At 67.0% G+C, this 13,283-nt stretch carries 10 protein-coding genes; 3 read left to right on the forward strand and 7 right to left on the reverse strand.

The genetic code is table 11. The annotated features are described in order from the left end of the window. Positions 1-137 precede the first annotated feature (137 nt). The gene (locus tag HR9077_RS00920) at positions 138-2,072 is read left to right on the forward strand and encodes an aconitate hydratase (RefSeq protein WP_136064191.1); all 1,935 of its coding nucleotides are present in this window, start codon (positions 138-140) and stop codon (positions 2,070-2,072) included. Here the strand turns inward: HR9077_RS00920 and HR9077_RS00925 are convergent. The 6 genes from HR9077_RS00925 to topA all read right to left on the reverse strand — a co-directional run bounded on the left by HR9077_RS00925 (position 2,057) and on the right by topA (position 8,261). Continuing rightward, positions 2,057-2,557, reverse strand: coding sequence for a LabA-like NYN domain-containing protein (locus HR9077_RS00925; protein WP_136064413.1), 501 nt, complete (start codon positions 2,555-2,557; stop codon positions 2,057-2,059). The genes HR9077_RS00920 and HR9077_RS00925 overlap by 16 nt on opposite strands. 29 nt (positions 2,558-2,586) lie before the next feature. Continuing rightward, the gene (locus HR9077_RS00930; RefSeq protein WP_136064193.1) at positions 2,587-3,417 is read right to left on the reverse strand and encodes a transglutaminase-like domain-containing protein; all 831 of its coding nucleotides are present in this window, start codon (positions 3,415-3,417) and stop codon (positions 2,587-2,589) included. A 96-nt stretch (positions 3,418-3,513) separates the two neighbouring features. Continuing rightward, positions 3,514-4,680, reverse strand: coding sequence for a cobalamin-independent methionine synthase II family protein (locus tag HR9077_RS00935; RefSeq protein WP_136064195.1), 1,167 nt, complete (start codon positions 4,678-4,680; stop codon positions 3,514-3,516). A 126-nt stretch (positions 4,681-4,806) separates the two neighbouring features. Then, on the reverse strand, positions 4,807-5,046 hold the full coding sequence (locus HR9077_RS00940; protein WP_136064197.1) for a hypothetical protein: 240 nt from the start codon (positions 5,044-5,046) through the stop codon (positions 4,807-4,809). A gap of 117 nt (positions 5,047-5,163) precedes the next feature. After that, positions 5,164-5,622, reverse strand: a complete 459-nt coding sequence (locus HR9077_RS00945) for a DUF6586 family protein (RefSeq protein WP_136064199.1) — start codon at positions 5,620-5,622, stop codon at positions 5,164-5,166. Further along, positions 5,619-8,261 (reverse strand): type I DNA topoisomerase, encoded by a 2,643-nt coding sequence (gene topA, locus HR9077_RS00950; RefSeq protein WP_136064201.1) that lies wholly within the window; start codon positions 8,259-8,261, stop codon positions 5,619-5,621. The genes HR9077_RS00945 and topA overlap by 4 nt, the downstream gene beginning before the upstream one ends. A 429-nt stretch (positions 8,262-8,690) precedes the next feature. Between topA and pyk the strand changes: the two genes are divergently transcribed. Together pyk and HR9077_RS00960 are read left to right on the forward strand one after the other, a co-directional pair. Next, positions 8,691-10,163, forward strand: coding sequence for a pyruvate kinase (gene pyk / locus HR9077_RS00955; RefSeq protein ID WP_136064203.1), 1,473 nt, complete (start codon positions 8,691-8,693; stop codon positions 10,161-10,163). Then, entirely contained in the window at positions 10,160-10,645 is a 486-nt protein-coding gene (locus tag HR9077_RS00960) for a methylglyoxal synthase (protein ID WP_136064205.1), read from the forward strand. The genes pyk and HR9077_RS00960 overlap by 4 nt, the downstream gene beginning before the upstream one ends. A 97-nt stretch (positions 10,646-10,742) precedes the next feature. Here HR9077_RS00960 and HR9077_RS00965 read toward each other — a convergent pair whose 3' ends face one another. After that, positions 10,743-13,190: a DUF3141 domain-containing protein gene (locus HR9077_RS00965; protein ID WP_136064207.1), complete on the reverse strand. Its 2,448-nt coding sequence runs from the start codon at positions 13,188-13,190 to the stop codon at positions 10,743-10,745. Between the last annotated feature and the right edge of the window lie 93 nt (positions 13,191-13,283).

Here is a 13,283-nt window from a genome sequence, read left to right on the forward strand (position 1 = left end):
CGGCCTGCAACGTTAGTCGGGGGGCGGCGAGTTGGCTACGCCGTCCAGTTTTCTACACTGGTAAGGAAAGGACACGAACCCGCCTGGCCGCATCGCAACCGGTGCGCTGCGGGCCGGCATGAAAGGAGGCAGACCCGATGGCCATGAACGTGGCACACAAGCTGATCGACGCTCACCTCGTCGAGGGGAGGATGGCTCCGGGCGAGGCGATCGCGCTCGCCATCGACCAGACGCTGACCCAGGATGCGACCGGCACCATGGTGATGCTCGAACTCGAAGCGATGGGCCTCGAGCGCGTCAAGACCGAGCTTTCGGCGCAGTACGTCGACCACAACCTGATTCAGGAGGACAACAAGAACCCCGACGACCACCGTTTTCTGCAGAGTGCCGCTGCGCGACTGGGTGTGTGGTTCTCGCGGGCCGGCAACGGGGTCAGCCACCCCACTCACCAGCAGCACTTCGGCAAGCCCGGCAAGACCCTGCTGGGCTCCGACAGCCATACCCCGGCCGCCGGCTCGATGGGCATGCTGGCGATCGGCGCCGGCGGCATCGACGTGGCGATGGCCATGGCCGGCGAGCCCTTCCATCTCAAGATGCCCGAGATCTGGGGCGTCAGGCTGACCGGTGAGCTGCCCGACTGGGTCAGCGCCAAGGATGTGATCCTCGAGATGCTGCGCCGCCACGGTGTCGATGGCGGCATCGGGCGGATCATCGAATACCACGGCCCGGGGCTCGAGGGTCTGTCGGCGATGGATCGCCACGTGATCGCCAACATGGGCGCCGAGCTGGGAGCCACCACCAGCGTGTTCCCCGCCGATGACGCGGTGAAGCGCTTCCTCGAGGCGGTGGGTCGCGGCGACGACTACAGCCCGCTCGCCGCCGACGAGGGGGCGCGCTACGACATCGACGAGGAGATCGACCTGTCGCGGCTGGAGCCGCTGATCGCCAGGCCATCGAGCCCCGGGAACGTGGTGCCGGTACGCGAAATCGCCGGCGAGAGCCTCTCCCAGGCGTACATCGGTTCGTCGGCCAACCCGGGGTATCGCGACTTCGCGATCGCCGCCGAAATGCTCAGGGACCGCCAGGTCAGCGACTGGGTATCGTTCGACATCAACCCCACCTCGCGCTCGATTCTCGAGACCCTCGATCGCGACGGCCACGTGCTCAGCCTGCTGGGCGCCGGCGGCCGGCTGCACCAGGCCGGCTGCAACGGCTGCATCGGCATGGGCCAGGCCCCCGCCAACGACAGCAACAGCCTGCGCACCACGCCACGCAACTTCCCCGGCCGCTCGGGCACCCGCGAGGACCGGGTCTTCCTGTGCAGTCCCGAGACCGCGACCGCCTCGGCGCTCAACGGCGTGATCAGCGATCCGCGCGATCTCGACTTCGCCTACCCGCACGTCGGCGAGCCCGACGATCCCATCATCGACACCCGCAACCTGATGCCGCCGCTGGCGCCCGACGCGGCGCGCAGGGTCGAGCTGATCAAGGGACCCAACATCGCCTCGCTACCCGAATTCGAGGCGATCGGCGAGCGCCTGGAACTCCCGGTGCTGTTGAAGATGGACGATGACGTGTCGACCGACGAGATCATGCCCGCCGGCAACGAGGTACTGCCCTACCGCAGCAACATCCCGCGCATCGCCGAGTTCTGCTTTCGCGGCATCGACGCGGAGTACCCCCGAAAAGCCGAAGCCAGCGGCGATCACTGCGTCATCGGCGGACGCAACTACGGTCAGGGCTCGAGCCGCGAGCATGCCACCATCGCGCCGCGCTACAACGGCCTGCGCGTGGTCATCGCCAAGAGCTTCGCGCGCATCCACTGGCAGAACCTGATCAACTTCGGCGTGCTGCCGCTGCGCTTCGACGATCCCGCCGACCACGACGCCCTGGAGGCCGGTCAGACACTGATCTTCGAGGACCTGCGCGAGGTCCTGACCCAAGGCGATCGCGTCACCGCGAAGAGCGACAACGGCGGGATCACACTGCGTCACGACATGACGCCACGCCAGGTCGAGATGCTGCTCGAAGGCGGACTGGTGAACTGGATGAAGCGTCACCGCGAAGTCTGAGCGGGTCTCGGGGCCAGCAACAGCGGCGCGTCGATGGCGGTGAACGCCGAGGCCGAACGGATCAGCGCCTCGGCGCTCAGCCTGGCGACGCCGTAGACGTCGACCGGGATCGCGAAGCGTTGACGGATGCGCTGCACCAGCAGCGCGAAGTCGCCGTCGCCGGAGACCAGCACCAGCCGATCGACGCGCTCGGCGAGCTCGACGGCATCGAGGGTGATGCCGACATCCCAGTCGCCCTTGGCCGAGCCGTCACGGCGCTGGATGTAGGGCTTGAGCTTCACCTCGAAGCCGATGCCGCGCAGGATGTTCTGGAACTGGCGCTGCTTGTCGTCGCCGCGATCGACCGCGTAGGCATAGGCCGCGACTACCTCGCGCCCGGCGGCGGCCTGCGCCCAGAAGGCGTTGTAGTCGAAATGCCGGCCGAATACCTGGCGAGTGGTGTAGTAGACGTTCTGCACGTCGACCAGAATCGCCACGCGCTCCATGGCGTCGTCTCGTCGCTTGATGGCCGGCATCAGGAAGCGCCGACCGGCACCGGTCCCTCGTTCTCGTGCGTCCAGACGCGAAACGAGACCAGCGTGTTGGGCCCGAAGGTATTGGCGATCGGCACGTCGGCGGCGTCACGCCCCTGGGCGATCAACACCCGCCCGACGCGACGGTCGTTGTTGCGCGGATCGAAGGTATGCCAGGCACCGTCGAGATAGGCTTCGAACCAGGCGTGGAAATCCATCGTCGCGTGCGGCGGCGGTATGTCGATGTCGCTGAGATAGCCGGTGCAGTAACGCGCCGGAATATTCATCGCCCGGCACAGCGTCACCGCCAGGTGGGCGAAGTCGCGACACACCCCGGCGCGCTCGTTGTGGACGTCCCAGGCCGACTTGGTCGGCCGGGCATACTGGTAGCCGAAGGTGATGTGATCGTGCACGTAGTCGCAGATCGCCTGGACCCGCTCCCAGCCGGTCGGGCCACCGGCGAATCGCTGCCAGGCGAATTCCGAGAGCCGGTCGGTTTCGCAGTAGCGACTGCCGATCAGGTAGAGCAGCGTCTCGGCCGGCAGCTGCTCGACCGGCAGCTGGCGCGCCCCGCGCTGTTCCGGCTCGGGCTGTCCGGAATCGACGAGCACCGCGTCGGCACTGATCGTGGTGCGCCCGGCCGGTGCCACCAGCCGCACGCACCAGTTGCCGAACGAATCGCGATAGGGCTCGGTGTGCAGCGACGGGGTGGTGATCAGGTAATCCGGCGCCAGCAGATCGGAGGCCCGCGAATAGTGCACGTGGGTCATCAGGATCATCGGCACCGGTTGCGGACATTCATAGACGATTTCGTAACCAATGCGCAGATGCATGGCATTACCTCGGATCGTGGAGCGGATTGCTTCTCTGCAGCATAGTCTCTCTGCAGCATCGTCGCCGTGCCGCTCCGCGTTCCAGGCTACCGGCAGTCAGGCATCGTCCCAGACGCGCCGGGCGATTTCGACGACCCGCGCGAGCTTGGCCCACTGCTCCTCCTCGCTGAGCAGGTTGCCCTCCTCGGTGGAGGCGAAGCCGCACTGCGGGCTCAGGCACAACTGGTCGCGGGCGACGAAACGGCTCGCCTCGGCGATCCGCGCCTCGAGCGCCTCCCCGGATTCCAGCTCGCCACTCTTGGTGGTGACAAGCCCCAGCACCGCCTGCTTGTGGCCCTCGGGCAGAAAGCGCAGCGGCTCGAAACCACCGGCGCGCTCGGTGTCGTATTCGAGAAAATAGGCATCGACGTCGACCTTGCCGAACAACGTCTCGGCGACCGGCTCGTAGCCACCTTCGCTGATCCAGGTCGAGCGGAAGTTGCCGCGGCACACGTGCAGGCTGACGTGAAGATCGTCGGGGCGACCGGCCAGGGCGTGGTTGAGCACCTCGGCGTAGATCCGCTGCAGGTGGTCGGGGTCGTCGCCGCGCGCGCGGGCCGCCTCGAGCTCCTTGGCCGAACACAGGTAGGCCCACACGGTATCGTCGAGCTGCAGGTAACGGCAGCCCGCGGCGTAGAAGCCGCGAATGGCGTCGCGGTAGGTGTCGGCCAGGTCGGCAAAGAAGCCGTCGAGGCTCGGATAGACCCCGCTGTCGATGTTGCGCCGGCCGCCCCGGAAATGCAGCACGCTGGGGCTGGGTATGGTCATCTTGGCGGTCGCCGTGCGCGTCACCCCGTCGAGAAAACGGAAGTCGTCGAGCATCGGATGATCGTCGGCGAAGCCCAGCTTGTCGATGACGCGCACGCTGCGGGCCTTGGTGGCCACGCCCTGGAACTGGATACCCTGTTCGGCCTCGTAGCCCTCGACGCCGGTGAGACGATCGAGAAAGTCGAAGTGCCACCAGGCACGCCGGAACTCGCCGTCGGTCACCGCCTTGAGGCCGATCTGCTCCTGCCTGGCGACGATGCGACGGATCTCCTCGTCCTCGACGCCACGCAGCGCGGAAGCGTCGAGCACGCCGGCCTGATGGTCGCGACGCGCCTGCTTGAGCGGCTCGCTGCGCAGCAGACTGCCGACGGTGTCGGCACGAAAGGGGGCGCGGACCCGGGCCTCGTTGGAACTGAGCGACGCGTCAGAACGGTGCGACTCGTTGCGAGGTTGCATAAGTGCGGCTCCATGACTGAATGACGGACACACTATGCCGGGGTCGCCGTGAGTTGGCTAACGGATACCGCTCAGGTCTCGCATGAATGAAATTCATGCAGCGAGACGCGTGCGCTCAACCACCGCTCAATGCATCGTCTCGGGAAGCGGCGTTTCCTCCTTCTCGCCTTCCCACAGGGTGGTCTGGGTTATCGCATGATCGATCATCTTGCGGGCCACCTCGAAGCGACTCTGGCGCAACAGCTCGGCGGCCTCATCCGAGATGCGGATGCTCAACAGCGGCTCGCCCTCGCCTTCGTCGGCGGGGCGCAGCACGAACTCGCCATCGGCGAGTTCGACGATTTCCAAAACAGCGGTCTCTGACACGGTCACCTCGATTCATTGCGCCATGGCGCATCGCACCACGGCAACAAAAAACGACCACGGCATACGGCCATGGTCGTTGTTTTCCATCGTCAGCCTAACACTCACGGCACGCGCGCGTCACCATTCGACGCTGGTTTCGCGCAGTGCGGCGAGCTCGGCCTTGAAAGCGCCCAGGCACCAGCGCAGCTCCTCGGCCAGCGGCATCCGGTCGGCCGCCACGATCAGCGACTCGCTCGCTTCGCGCCGCGCCGCGCCCTCGACATCGTGAAGCGCATGCAGGCGCTGACAGAGCGTCGCAAGCCAGCTGTCCGGGTCGTCGCGCAGCACGCGCAGGCGACGCAGTTCGGCGACGTCCTCGCCCTGCTCGCCAAGCAGCTCCCGCCAGTCGTGACGGGCCAGCGCGGCGTGTTCGGTGAGCTCGCGCAGCGCCGCGTCGAGCGCCAGCTCGGCCAGCGCCAGCGCGCCCTCCTCGACGGCCATGCGCCGCGCCGCGGCATGCTCGTCTTCGCCGGGCGCGCAGGCGAGCAGCAACTCGGCCTGGTAGAGCAGCTGGTTGGTGCGTCCCCGCGGGGTCATTTGCGCTTGTCCTCGATCTGCCAGCGGCCATCATCAAACGTCGCCTTCCAGCCGGTGGCCTTGCCTGCCTCGTCGGTCATCACGTACTGGCTCTTGGTCTTGCGCGAGAAGCGGATCTGCGCCGGCCGGCCATCGGGGTCCTCGGCCGGGGCCTCGAGCAGGAAGTGGTACTTCTCGGGCAGCTCCCCGGCATGCGCCTGGAGTTCGGCGACCAGCGGCGCGCGGGTCTCGCGGTTCTTGGGAAACTGGCTGGCGGCCAGGAACAGCCCGCTGGCTCCGTCACGCAGCACGTAGTGATCGTCGACCTTCTGGCAGGCCAGCTCGGGCATCGGAATCGGATCCATCTTGGGTGGCGCCACCTCGCCGCTTCTGAGCAGCTTGCGGGTGTTCTTGCAGTTCTCGTTGGTGCAGCCGAAGTACTTGCCGAAGCGCCCGGACTTGAGCTGCATGTCGCTGCCGCACTTGTCGCACTCGATGGTCGGCCCTTCATAGCCCTTGAGCTTGAACTTGCCGGTCTCGATCTCGTGGCCGTCGCAATCGGGGCTGTTGCCGCAGATATGCAGCTTGCGGGTCTCGTCGATCAGGTAGCTGTCCATCGCCGTGCCGCACTTGGGGCAGCGATGCTTGGCGCGCAGCGCGTCGGTCTCGGCGTCCTCGCCCGCCTCGGCGGCGACCGCCTCCTCGCCGGGAATCAGGTCGATGGTGGTCTTGCAGCGCTCCTTGGGCGGCAGGTTGTAGCCCGAGCAGCCCAGGAACACGCCGGTCGAGGCGGTACGAATCTGCATCTTGCGCCCGCACTTGGGGCAGTCGATGTCGGTGGGCACCGGCTGGTTGGGGCGCATGCCGTCCTCGCCTTCGGCGCGCTCCAGCTTGGCCCTGAACTCGGCGTAGAACGCATCGAGCAGCGCCCGCCAGTTGCGCTCGCCTTCGGCGACCTCGTCGAGGCTGTCCTCCATGCGCGCGGTGAAGCCGTAGTCCATCAGATCGCTGAACGACTCGGCCAGCCGGTCGGTGACGATGTCGCCGAGCTTCTCGGCATAGAAGCGCCGGCTCTCGAGCTTGACATAGCCGCGATCCTGGATCGTCGAGATGATCGAGGCGTAGGTCGACGGCCGGCCGATGCCGCGCTTCTCCAGCTCCTTGACCAGGCTCGCCTCGGTGTAGCGCGCCGGCGGCTTGGTGAAGTGCTGCTGCGGATCGAGCCGTTCCAGGCGCATCGCGGTGCCCTCGGCCAGATCGGGCAGCGTCTGGTCTTCATCCTTCTTGCCGGTGGGCTTCATGACCCGGGTGTAGCCGTCGAACTTGAGCACGCGGCCCTTGGCGCGCAGCTCGAAACCCTGGGTCTCGACGGTCAGCGTGGTCGACAGATACTCGGCCGGGGTCATCTGACAGGCCACGAACTGACGCCAGATCAGCTCGTAGAGCCGTTCGGTGTCGCGCTCCATGCCGGCCAGGTCGGCGGCGGTACGCGTCACGTCGGAGGGGCGGATCGCCTCGTGGGCCTCCTGGGCGCCCTCCTTGCTCGAATAGCGCAGCGGCGCTTCGGGCAGGTAGCGCTTGCCGAACTGACCCTCGATGTAGTCGCGCACGTTGCCCACCGCTTCCTGGGAGAGGTTGGTGGAATCGGTACGCATGTAGGTGATGTAGCCCGCTTCGTAGAGACGCTGGGCCAGGGTCATGGTCTTCTTCACCGAGAATCCCAGCCGGCCGCTGGCGGCCTGCTGCAGGGTCGAGGTGATGAACGGTGCGTTGGGCTTGGAGCGGGTCGGCTTCTCCTCGCGGGCGGTGATCTCGAGATCGGCCTTGTGAAGCGCTGCGATGCGCTCGAGGGTCTCGGCCTCGGAGGTGGGCCGGAACGGCTTGCCATCCTGGCGCACCAGCTCGAAACGGACCGGCTCGGCCTTGTCCGCCCCGTTCCCCGGCACCAGATCGGCATGCACGTCCCAGAACTCCTCGGGGACAAAGGCCCGGATCTCGCGCTCGCGCTCGACGATCAGGCGCACCGCCACCGACTGCACGCGACCGGCGGACAGCCCGCGGGCGACCTTGCTCCACAGCAGCGGCGAGAGCATGAAACCGACCACCCGGTCGAGAAAACGCCGAGTCTGCTGCGCCTCGACCCGCGGCATGTTGAGACTGCCCGGCTCCTTGAAGGCCTCCTGGATGGCGTTCTTGGTGATCTCGTTGAACACCACCCGCTTGTAGCGCTCGGCGTCGCCGCCGATGGTCTCGCGCAGATGCCAGGCGATCGCCTCCCCCTCGCGGTCCAGGTCGGTGGCGAGATAGATGGTGTCGGCCTTCTTGGCCAGCTTGGCCAGTTCGTCGACGACCTTCTCCTTGCCCGGCAGGATCTCGTAGTTGGCCTGCCAGCCATGCTCCGGATCGATGCCCATGCGCCGCACCAGCTGATGCCAGGACTTCTGCTTCCTGTAGACGGCCTTCTCCTCGGGCGACATCTTGCGTGTCGCCGCGGCCTGCCGGGCCCGCTCCTTGGGATCGCTGGCATTCTTGCCGGAGCCGCTGGTCGGCAGGTCGCGGATATGGCCGACGCTCGACTTCACGATGAAATCGTTGCCGAGGTACTTGTTGATCGTCTTGGCCTTGGCTGGCGACTCAACGATGACCAGTGACTTGCCCATAGTGCTCCACTTTCTACGTGTCGAGTCCGCATGCATGACGCGGCGACGTGTGCGACGTACCGGACGCGAACGCCGGTGACAAAATGCGCTTACCCTACCCCAGCCATCCGCTTGGCGCCAGTCGCCGCATGACGGCTCGTTCGAGGCGGGCCCGGCGCGGGTTTTCATGACACTAGCCGCGCGGCCAGGCTTCGCGCAAGCCTGCTTCGGCGGCAGGCATGGTTGCGACCCGCCCCCGAGGGGGCATGCTTCGGACGGCTTTCACCCCGGGCGGCAACGTGCTGTACTATGATGTAGTAAAATGACTACATTTTATCGAAGGCACGCGCCGCCAGGGCCTTGTGAACACGCTTCAACGCAAAAAGCCTTGCATGGCGGTCGATCGTTGCCACCTTTATAGAGACAGTACCGAGCAGTAAGGAGCTTCTCATGCCGGACGCCTTGCACGGCCACGCCCCCCTTCGCCGCACCAAGATCGTCGCCACCCTGGGCCCCGCCAGCGATCGCGAGGGCGTGCTCGACGAACTCATCCGCGCCGGTGTCGACGTGGTACGCCTGAACTTTTCACACGGCTCGGCCGAGGATCATCGCCGCCGCCTCAGCGCGGTGCGCGAGGCCGCCGAGCGACACGGCCGCAGCGTCGCCGCGCTCGGCGACCTGCAGGGCCCGAAGATTCGCATCGCCCGGTTCGCCGACGGCCCGGTCACGCTCGAGGAGGGCCAGGCGTTCATCCTCGACGTGTCGCTCGGGCGCGATGCCGGCGACGCCTCCCAGGTCGGCTGCGACTACAAGACCCTGGCCGACGACGTCAGCGCCGGCGACGTGCTGCTGCTCGACGATGGCCGCCTCGAACTGGAGGTGGTCGAGGTCGAGCCGCCGCGGGTCCATACCAAGGTACGCGTCGGCGGCAAGCTGTCCAACAACAAGGGCATCAACAAGCAGGGCGGCGGCCTGTCGGCGGCGGCCCTCACCGACAAGGACCGCGAGGACCTGAAGACCGCCATCGATATCGGCGTCGACTATCTCGCCGTGTCGTTCCCGCGCTCGGCGGCCGACATGCAGCTGGCCCGCGAACTGCTCGGCGAGGCGGGTGCCGAGATCGGCCTGGTGGCCAAGATCGAACGCGCCGAGGCGGTCGCCGACCCCGCGGTGATGGACGACATCATCCGCGCCTCCGAGGCGGTGATGGTGGCACGCGGCGACCTGGGCGTGGAGATCGGCGACGCCCAGCTGATCGGCGTCCAGAAGCGCCTGATCCAGCGCGCGCGCAGCCTCAACAAGGCGGTCATCACCGCCACCCAGATGATGGAGTCGATGATCACCTCGCCGCTGCCGACCCGCGCCGAGGTGTTCGACGTCGCCAACGCGGTGCTCGACGGCACCGATGCGGTGATGCTCTCCGCCGAGACCGCCGCCGGCGATTATCCGGTCGAGACCGTCGAGGCGATGCAGCGCCTGTGCCTGGGCGCCGAGCGCGAGCGCAGCATCCAGGAGTCCAAGCACCGCATCCACGAGGACTTCACCCGGATCGACGAGACGGTGGCGCTGTCGGCGATGTACGCCGCCAACCATCTGGCCGGCGTTGCGGCGATCGCCTGCATGACCGCCACCGGCTACACGCCGTTGATCGCTTCGCGGATCCGCTCGGGGCTGCCGATCGTCGGGCTTGCCCACAGCCCCATCGCGCAGCGGCGCATGGCGCTGTATCGCGGCGTGGTCTCGCTGCCGTTCGATACCACCGACATCCCCGCCGAGGAACTCGACGCACGGGCGTTGCGGTTGATCCGCGACCGCGGCATCGCCGAGCCCGGCGATCATGTGATCCTGACTCGCGGCGATCACATGAATGCCCATGGCGGCACCAATTCGATGAAGATCCTCGACCTGGAAGCGCTCTCATGAGCGGCGCGGTCAGCGGCCCCGAACGCCCCCGGCGCCAGGCTCGTCGCACGCTGCCGGCACGCAAGCGCATCGCGCTGATCGCCCACGATGCCAAGAAGGCGGAGCTGCTCGAATGGGCGGGCCGCTGGCGCGAGACGCTCGCCGGCCACCAGCTGGTGGGCACCGGCACCACCGCCAAGCGCGTCGCGGCGGACCTGGGACTCACGGTCGAAGGGCTGATGAGCGGGCCTCTGGGCGGCGATCAGCAGATCGGCGCACGCATCGCCGAACGGCGTCTCGACCTGTTGATCTTCTTCTGGGACCCGTTCTCGCCGATGCCCCACGACCCCGACGTCAAGGCGCTGCTGCGCCTGGCCGCACTGTGGAACATCCCGGTCGCCTGCAACGCCGCCAGCGCCGACTTCATGATCAGCTCGGCCTACCTGGCGGAAGATTACGACATCGCCACGCCCGATGCCGATGACTGGCTGGCCGCGCGCTGAACCCTCGGCCACCCTGGACTCCGTGAAACGCCCTGCCCCGCGATGCGGGTCAGGGCGTTTTTCGATCGCTGCGGCCTGCCGGCCAGGCCCGCAGGCGTCAGCTGTCGCCGCTTTCCGGGGGCGTGTCGCTTCCCTGGGCGGGTGTCTTGCCGGTACCGTGCCGGGTAGCCTTCGCGCCACGCTTGCCCGTTCGCCTGGACGAGCCGTCGGTCGAGGCATCGGCCGCCGGCGCTTCGCCCGTCTTGCCGGTTGCCGAGCCACGCCCGGACGCATCGCCAGCGGCGACGGGCTTGGCTGAGGGCGCATCGGCGCCATCCTCGCCTTGCCCCTCGAGCGCCGGCTCGGGTGGCGTTTCCGGCTTGGCCCGTTCGAACAGGTTGCGCACCCGGCCGAGGCGTGCCCGGGTCCGTTCGGACAGTGGCGCACTGGCCTCGACGACATGCTCGATATGCGCAAGATGTGCGTCGATGGCCTGCGCATTCTGGCCTTCGAGCAGCCTCGGCAGCGCCTCCAGCGCCGCCAGCGAATCCAGCTTGAGAATGAAGAACTGTTCGCGGACCAGCGCCTTGAACGCGGTCAGATCGATATCCGGCTCGATCTGGGCACGCGTCTCCTTGAGTCGCTGAAAGTTGCGCTCGTCGGTGGACGGCGCGCCACCGAGCACGAAGATCAGCGCACGCATCACCGCATGGTGGCTGTCGCCCTCGGCGATCCTGCCGCGCAAGGCTTCCATGCGCTGGGCGATGAAGCGGCTGTGCTCGGGTTCGAGCCCGGGACGGCGGTTGGGCACCTCGCCCCGGTCGACGCCGAGCCCGGCCAGCGTCTGCAGCCAGGGCTGACCGTAGGTCTTCAGGAACAGCGCCTCGATGCCCCGGTCGCGCACGTCGCGAAAGGCGTTCAAGGCGTTGACGACCTGATCCGAGAACATGCCCTCGGCGACCCGGAACGGATTGTCGCCGCCGACCGGCGCACGATTGGCCTTGACGTAATCGGCCATCACCGGCAGCGGAACGCTGGCCGGGTTGCGATCCGAGAGCAGCTTGTAGCCCAGCCGGATGGGATGCATGCGGCGTATCCAGCGCGCCGCCTCGGGGGTCATGATCGCCTGCATCCAGGGCTGCGCGTAGCGCTGGTAGAGCCCCAGGTTGATCTCCGAGACCCGCGCCAGGGTGGCGAAGCGCCGCTCATCTTCATGAATCGGCTGGACAATGGCGTTGATGTCGTCGAGATCGCGCGGGGTGAACTCGAGCAGGTAATCGCCGTCGACGTGCTGCCGCTCGGGCTCGCTGGCGGGGCGTTCGTTGACCGTGGTCTCGTAGAGGCCGGGCGGCAGGATGTCGATATAGTCCATGTTCGCCGTGAACTCGGTATGTTCCTTGCGCGAGACGCTGCCCGAGACGAAGATCCCCAGATGACCGGTGGTGTCGTGGACGCAATAGACGATGGTCTGGCCGTTGGCCTGGATGTCGTCGACGCTGCCGTAGAGGTCGGTAATCCAGCCCAGCGCCTGTGGCGGCGGCGTGATGTCGTCGCCCTTCGAGCAGAACACCACGATCGGCGAGCGCACGTTGCGCAGGTCGATGCGCCGCCCGTCGCGGGTCTGCAGCTGGGCGCTGCTCAACCGGTTGCCGATGAACAGGTTGTCGACGATGTACTGGATCTCGGCGCCGTCGAGGACCACGTGCCCGCCCCACCAGCGCTCGAACTCCAGGTAGCGACGCGACTCGCTGTCGACGTTGGCGAACAGGTTGTACTGCTTGCTCCACAGCGTATTGGCCGGGTTCAGCTTCTCGAAGTTCTGCACCAGCCAGGCGCCATCGAAATTGCCCGCCCCCAGATCACTGGCGAAGGCGGTCAGCCAGCTACCGCCGAGCATGCCGCCGGAATAACGCATCGGCGCCTTGCCACGCTCGCCGGCCCAGTAGGACAGCGGCGCGCCGGCGATCAGGATCGGGCCGAAGCAATCGGGTTCCAGCGCCGCCGCCATCATCAATTGCCAACCGGCCTGGCAATTGCCGACGACCATCGGCTTCTCGTCGGTCTGCGGATGGCGTTCGATGATCCGGCGCAGGAAATGCGCCTCCGCCTCGACCACATCCTCCACCGTCTGACCGGGCACCGGAAACGGCAGAAAGCCGATGAAATAGCAGGGGTGGCCGGCACGCAGCGCCACGCCGATCTCGCTGTCGGGCTTGAAGCCGCCGATGCCCGGCCCATGACCGGCGCGCGGATCGACGACCACGAACGGTCGCATGTCCTCGTCGATGTCGATGCCGTCGGGCGGCAGCACGCGCATCAGCTCGTAATTGACCGGACGCGGCAGATCCCGACCGTCGAACAGCATCTCGGTCTCGAAACCCAGCACGCTGGGGCGGGTCTTTTCCATGTGCTCGAGGTACTGGTTTCCCCGCTGTCGCATGACGTCCAGATAGAGCACGCTGCGCTCGGCGGTGTCACGCCAGTAGTCGATGGCGGCGCGACCGATCCCCAGCGGATCCCAGAAGGTCGAGGCCGCCTGCGCCATGGAGGCATAAAGAGGCAACATGGTGAAAGCTCCCGTAATGGCTTTGCTGCACTGCAAGATAAGGGTAACGCCATATCGCCTGTCGTGCAGCCGACAATAGCACTCGATTGCGGG

Origin of the sequence: Modicisalibacter radicis (assembly GCF_900961225.1) — a bacterium.
Taxonomy (GTDB): domain Bacteria; phylum Pseudomonadota; class Gammaproteobacteria; order Pseudomonadales; family Halomonadaceae; genus Modicisalibacter.

What these genes read in the sequence shown, in the direction of transcription:
- HR9077_RS00920 (WP_136064191.1), top strand. Translation starts at nt 138, where the DNA reads ATGGCCATGAACGTGGCACACAAGCTGATCGACGCTCACCTCGTCGAG.
- HR9077_RS00925 (WP_136064413.1), bottom strand. Translation starts at nt 2,557, where the DNA reads ATGGAGCGCGTGGCGATTCTGGTCGACGTGCAGAACGTCTACTACACC.
- HR9077_RS00930 (WP_136064193.1), bottom strand. Translation starts at nt 3,417, where the DNA reads ATGCATCTGCGCATTGGTTACGAAATCGTCTATGAATGTCCGCAACCG.
- HR9077_RS00935 (WP_136064195.1), bottom strand. Translation starts at nt 4,680, where the DNA reads ATGCAACCTCGCAACGAGTCGCACCGTTCTGACGCGTCGCTCAGTTCC.
- HR9077_RS00945 (WP_136064199.1), bottom strand. Translation starts at nt 5,622, where the DNA reads ATGACCCCGCGGGGACGCACCAACCAGCTGCTCTACCAGGCCGAGTTG.
- topA (WP_136064201.1), bottom strand. Translation starts at nt 8,261, where the DNA reads ATGGGCAAGTCACTGGTCATCGTTGAGTCGCCAGCCAAGGCCAAGACG.
- pyk (WP_136064203.1), top strand. Translation starts at nt 8,691, where the DNA reads ATGCCGGACGCCTTGCACGGCCACGCCCCCCTTCGCCGCACCAAGATC.
- HR9077_RS00960 (WP_136064205.1), top strand. Translation starts at nt 10,160, where the DNA reads ATGAGCGGCGCGGTCAGCGGCCCCGAACGCCCCCGGCGCCAGGCTCGT.
- HR9077_RS00965 (WP_136064207.1), bottom strand. Translation starts at nt 13,190, where the DNA reads ATGTTGCCTCTTTATGCCTCCATGGCGCAGGCGGCCTCGACCTTCTGG.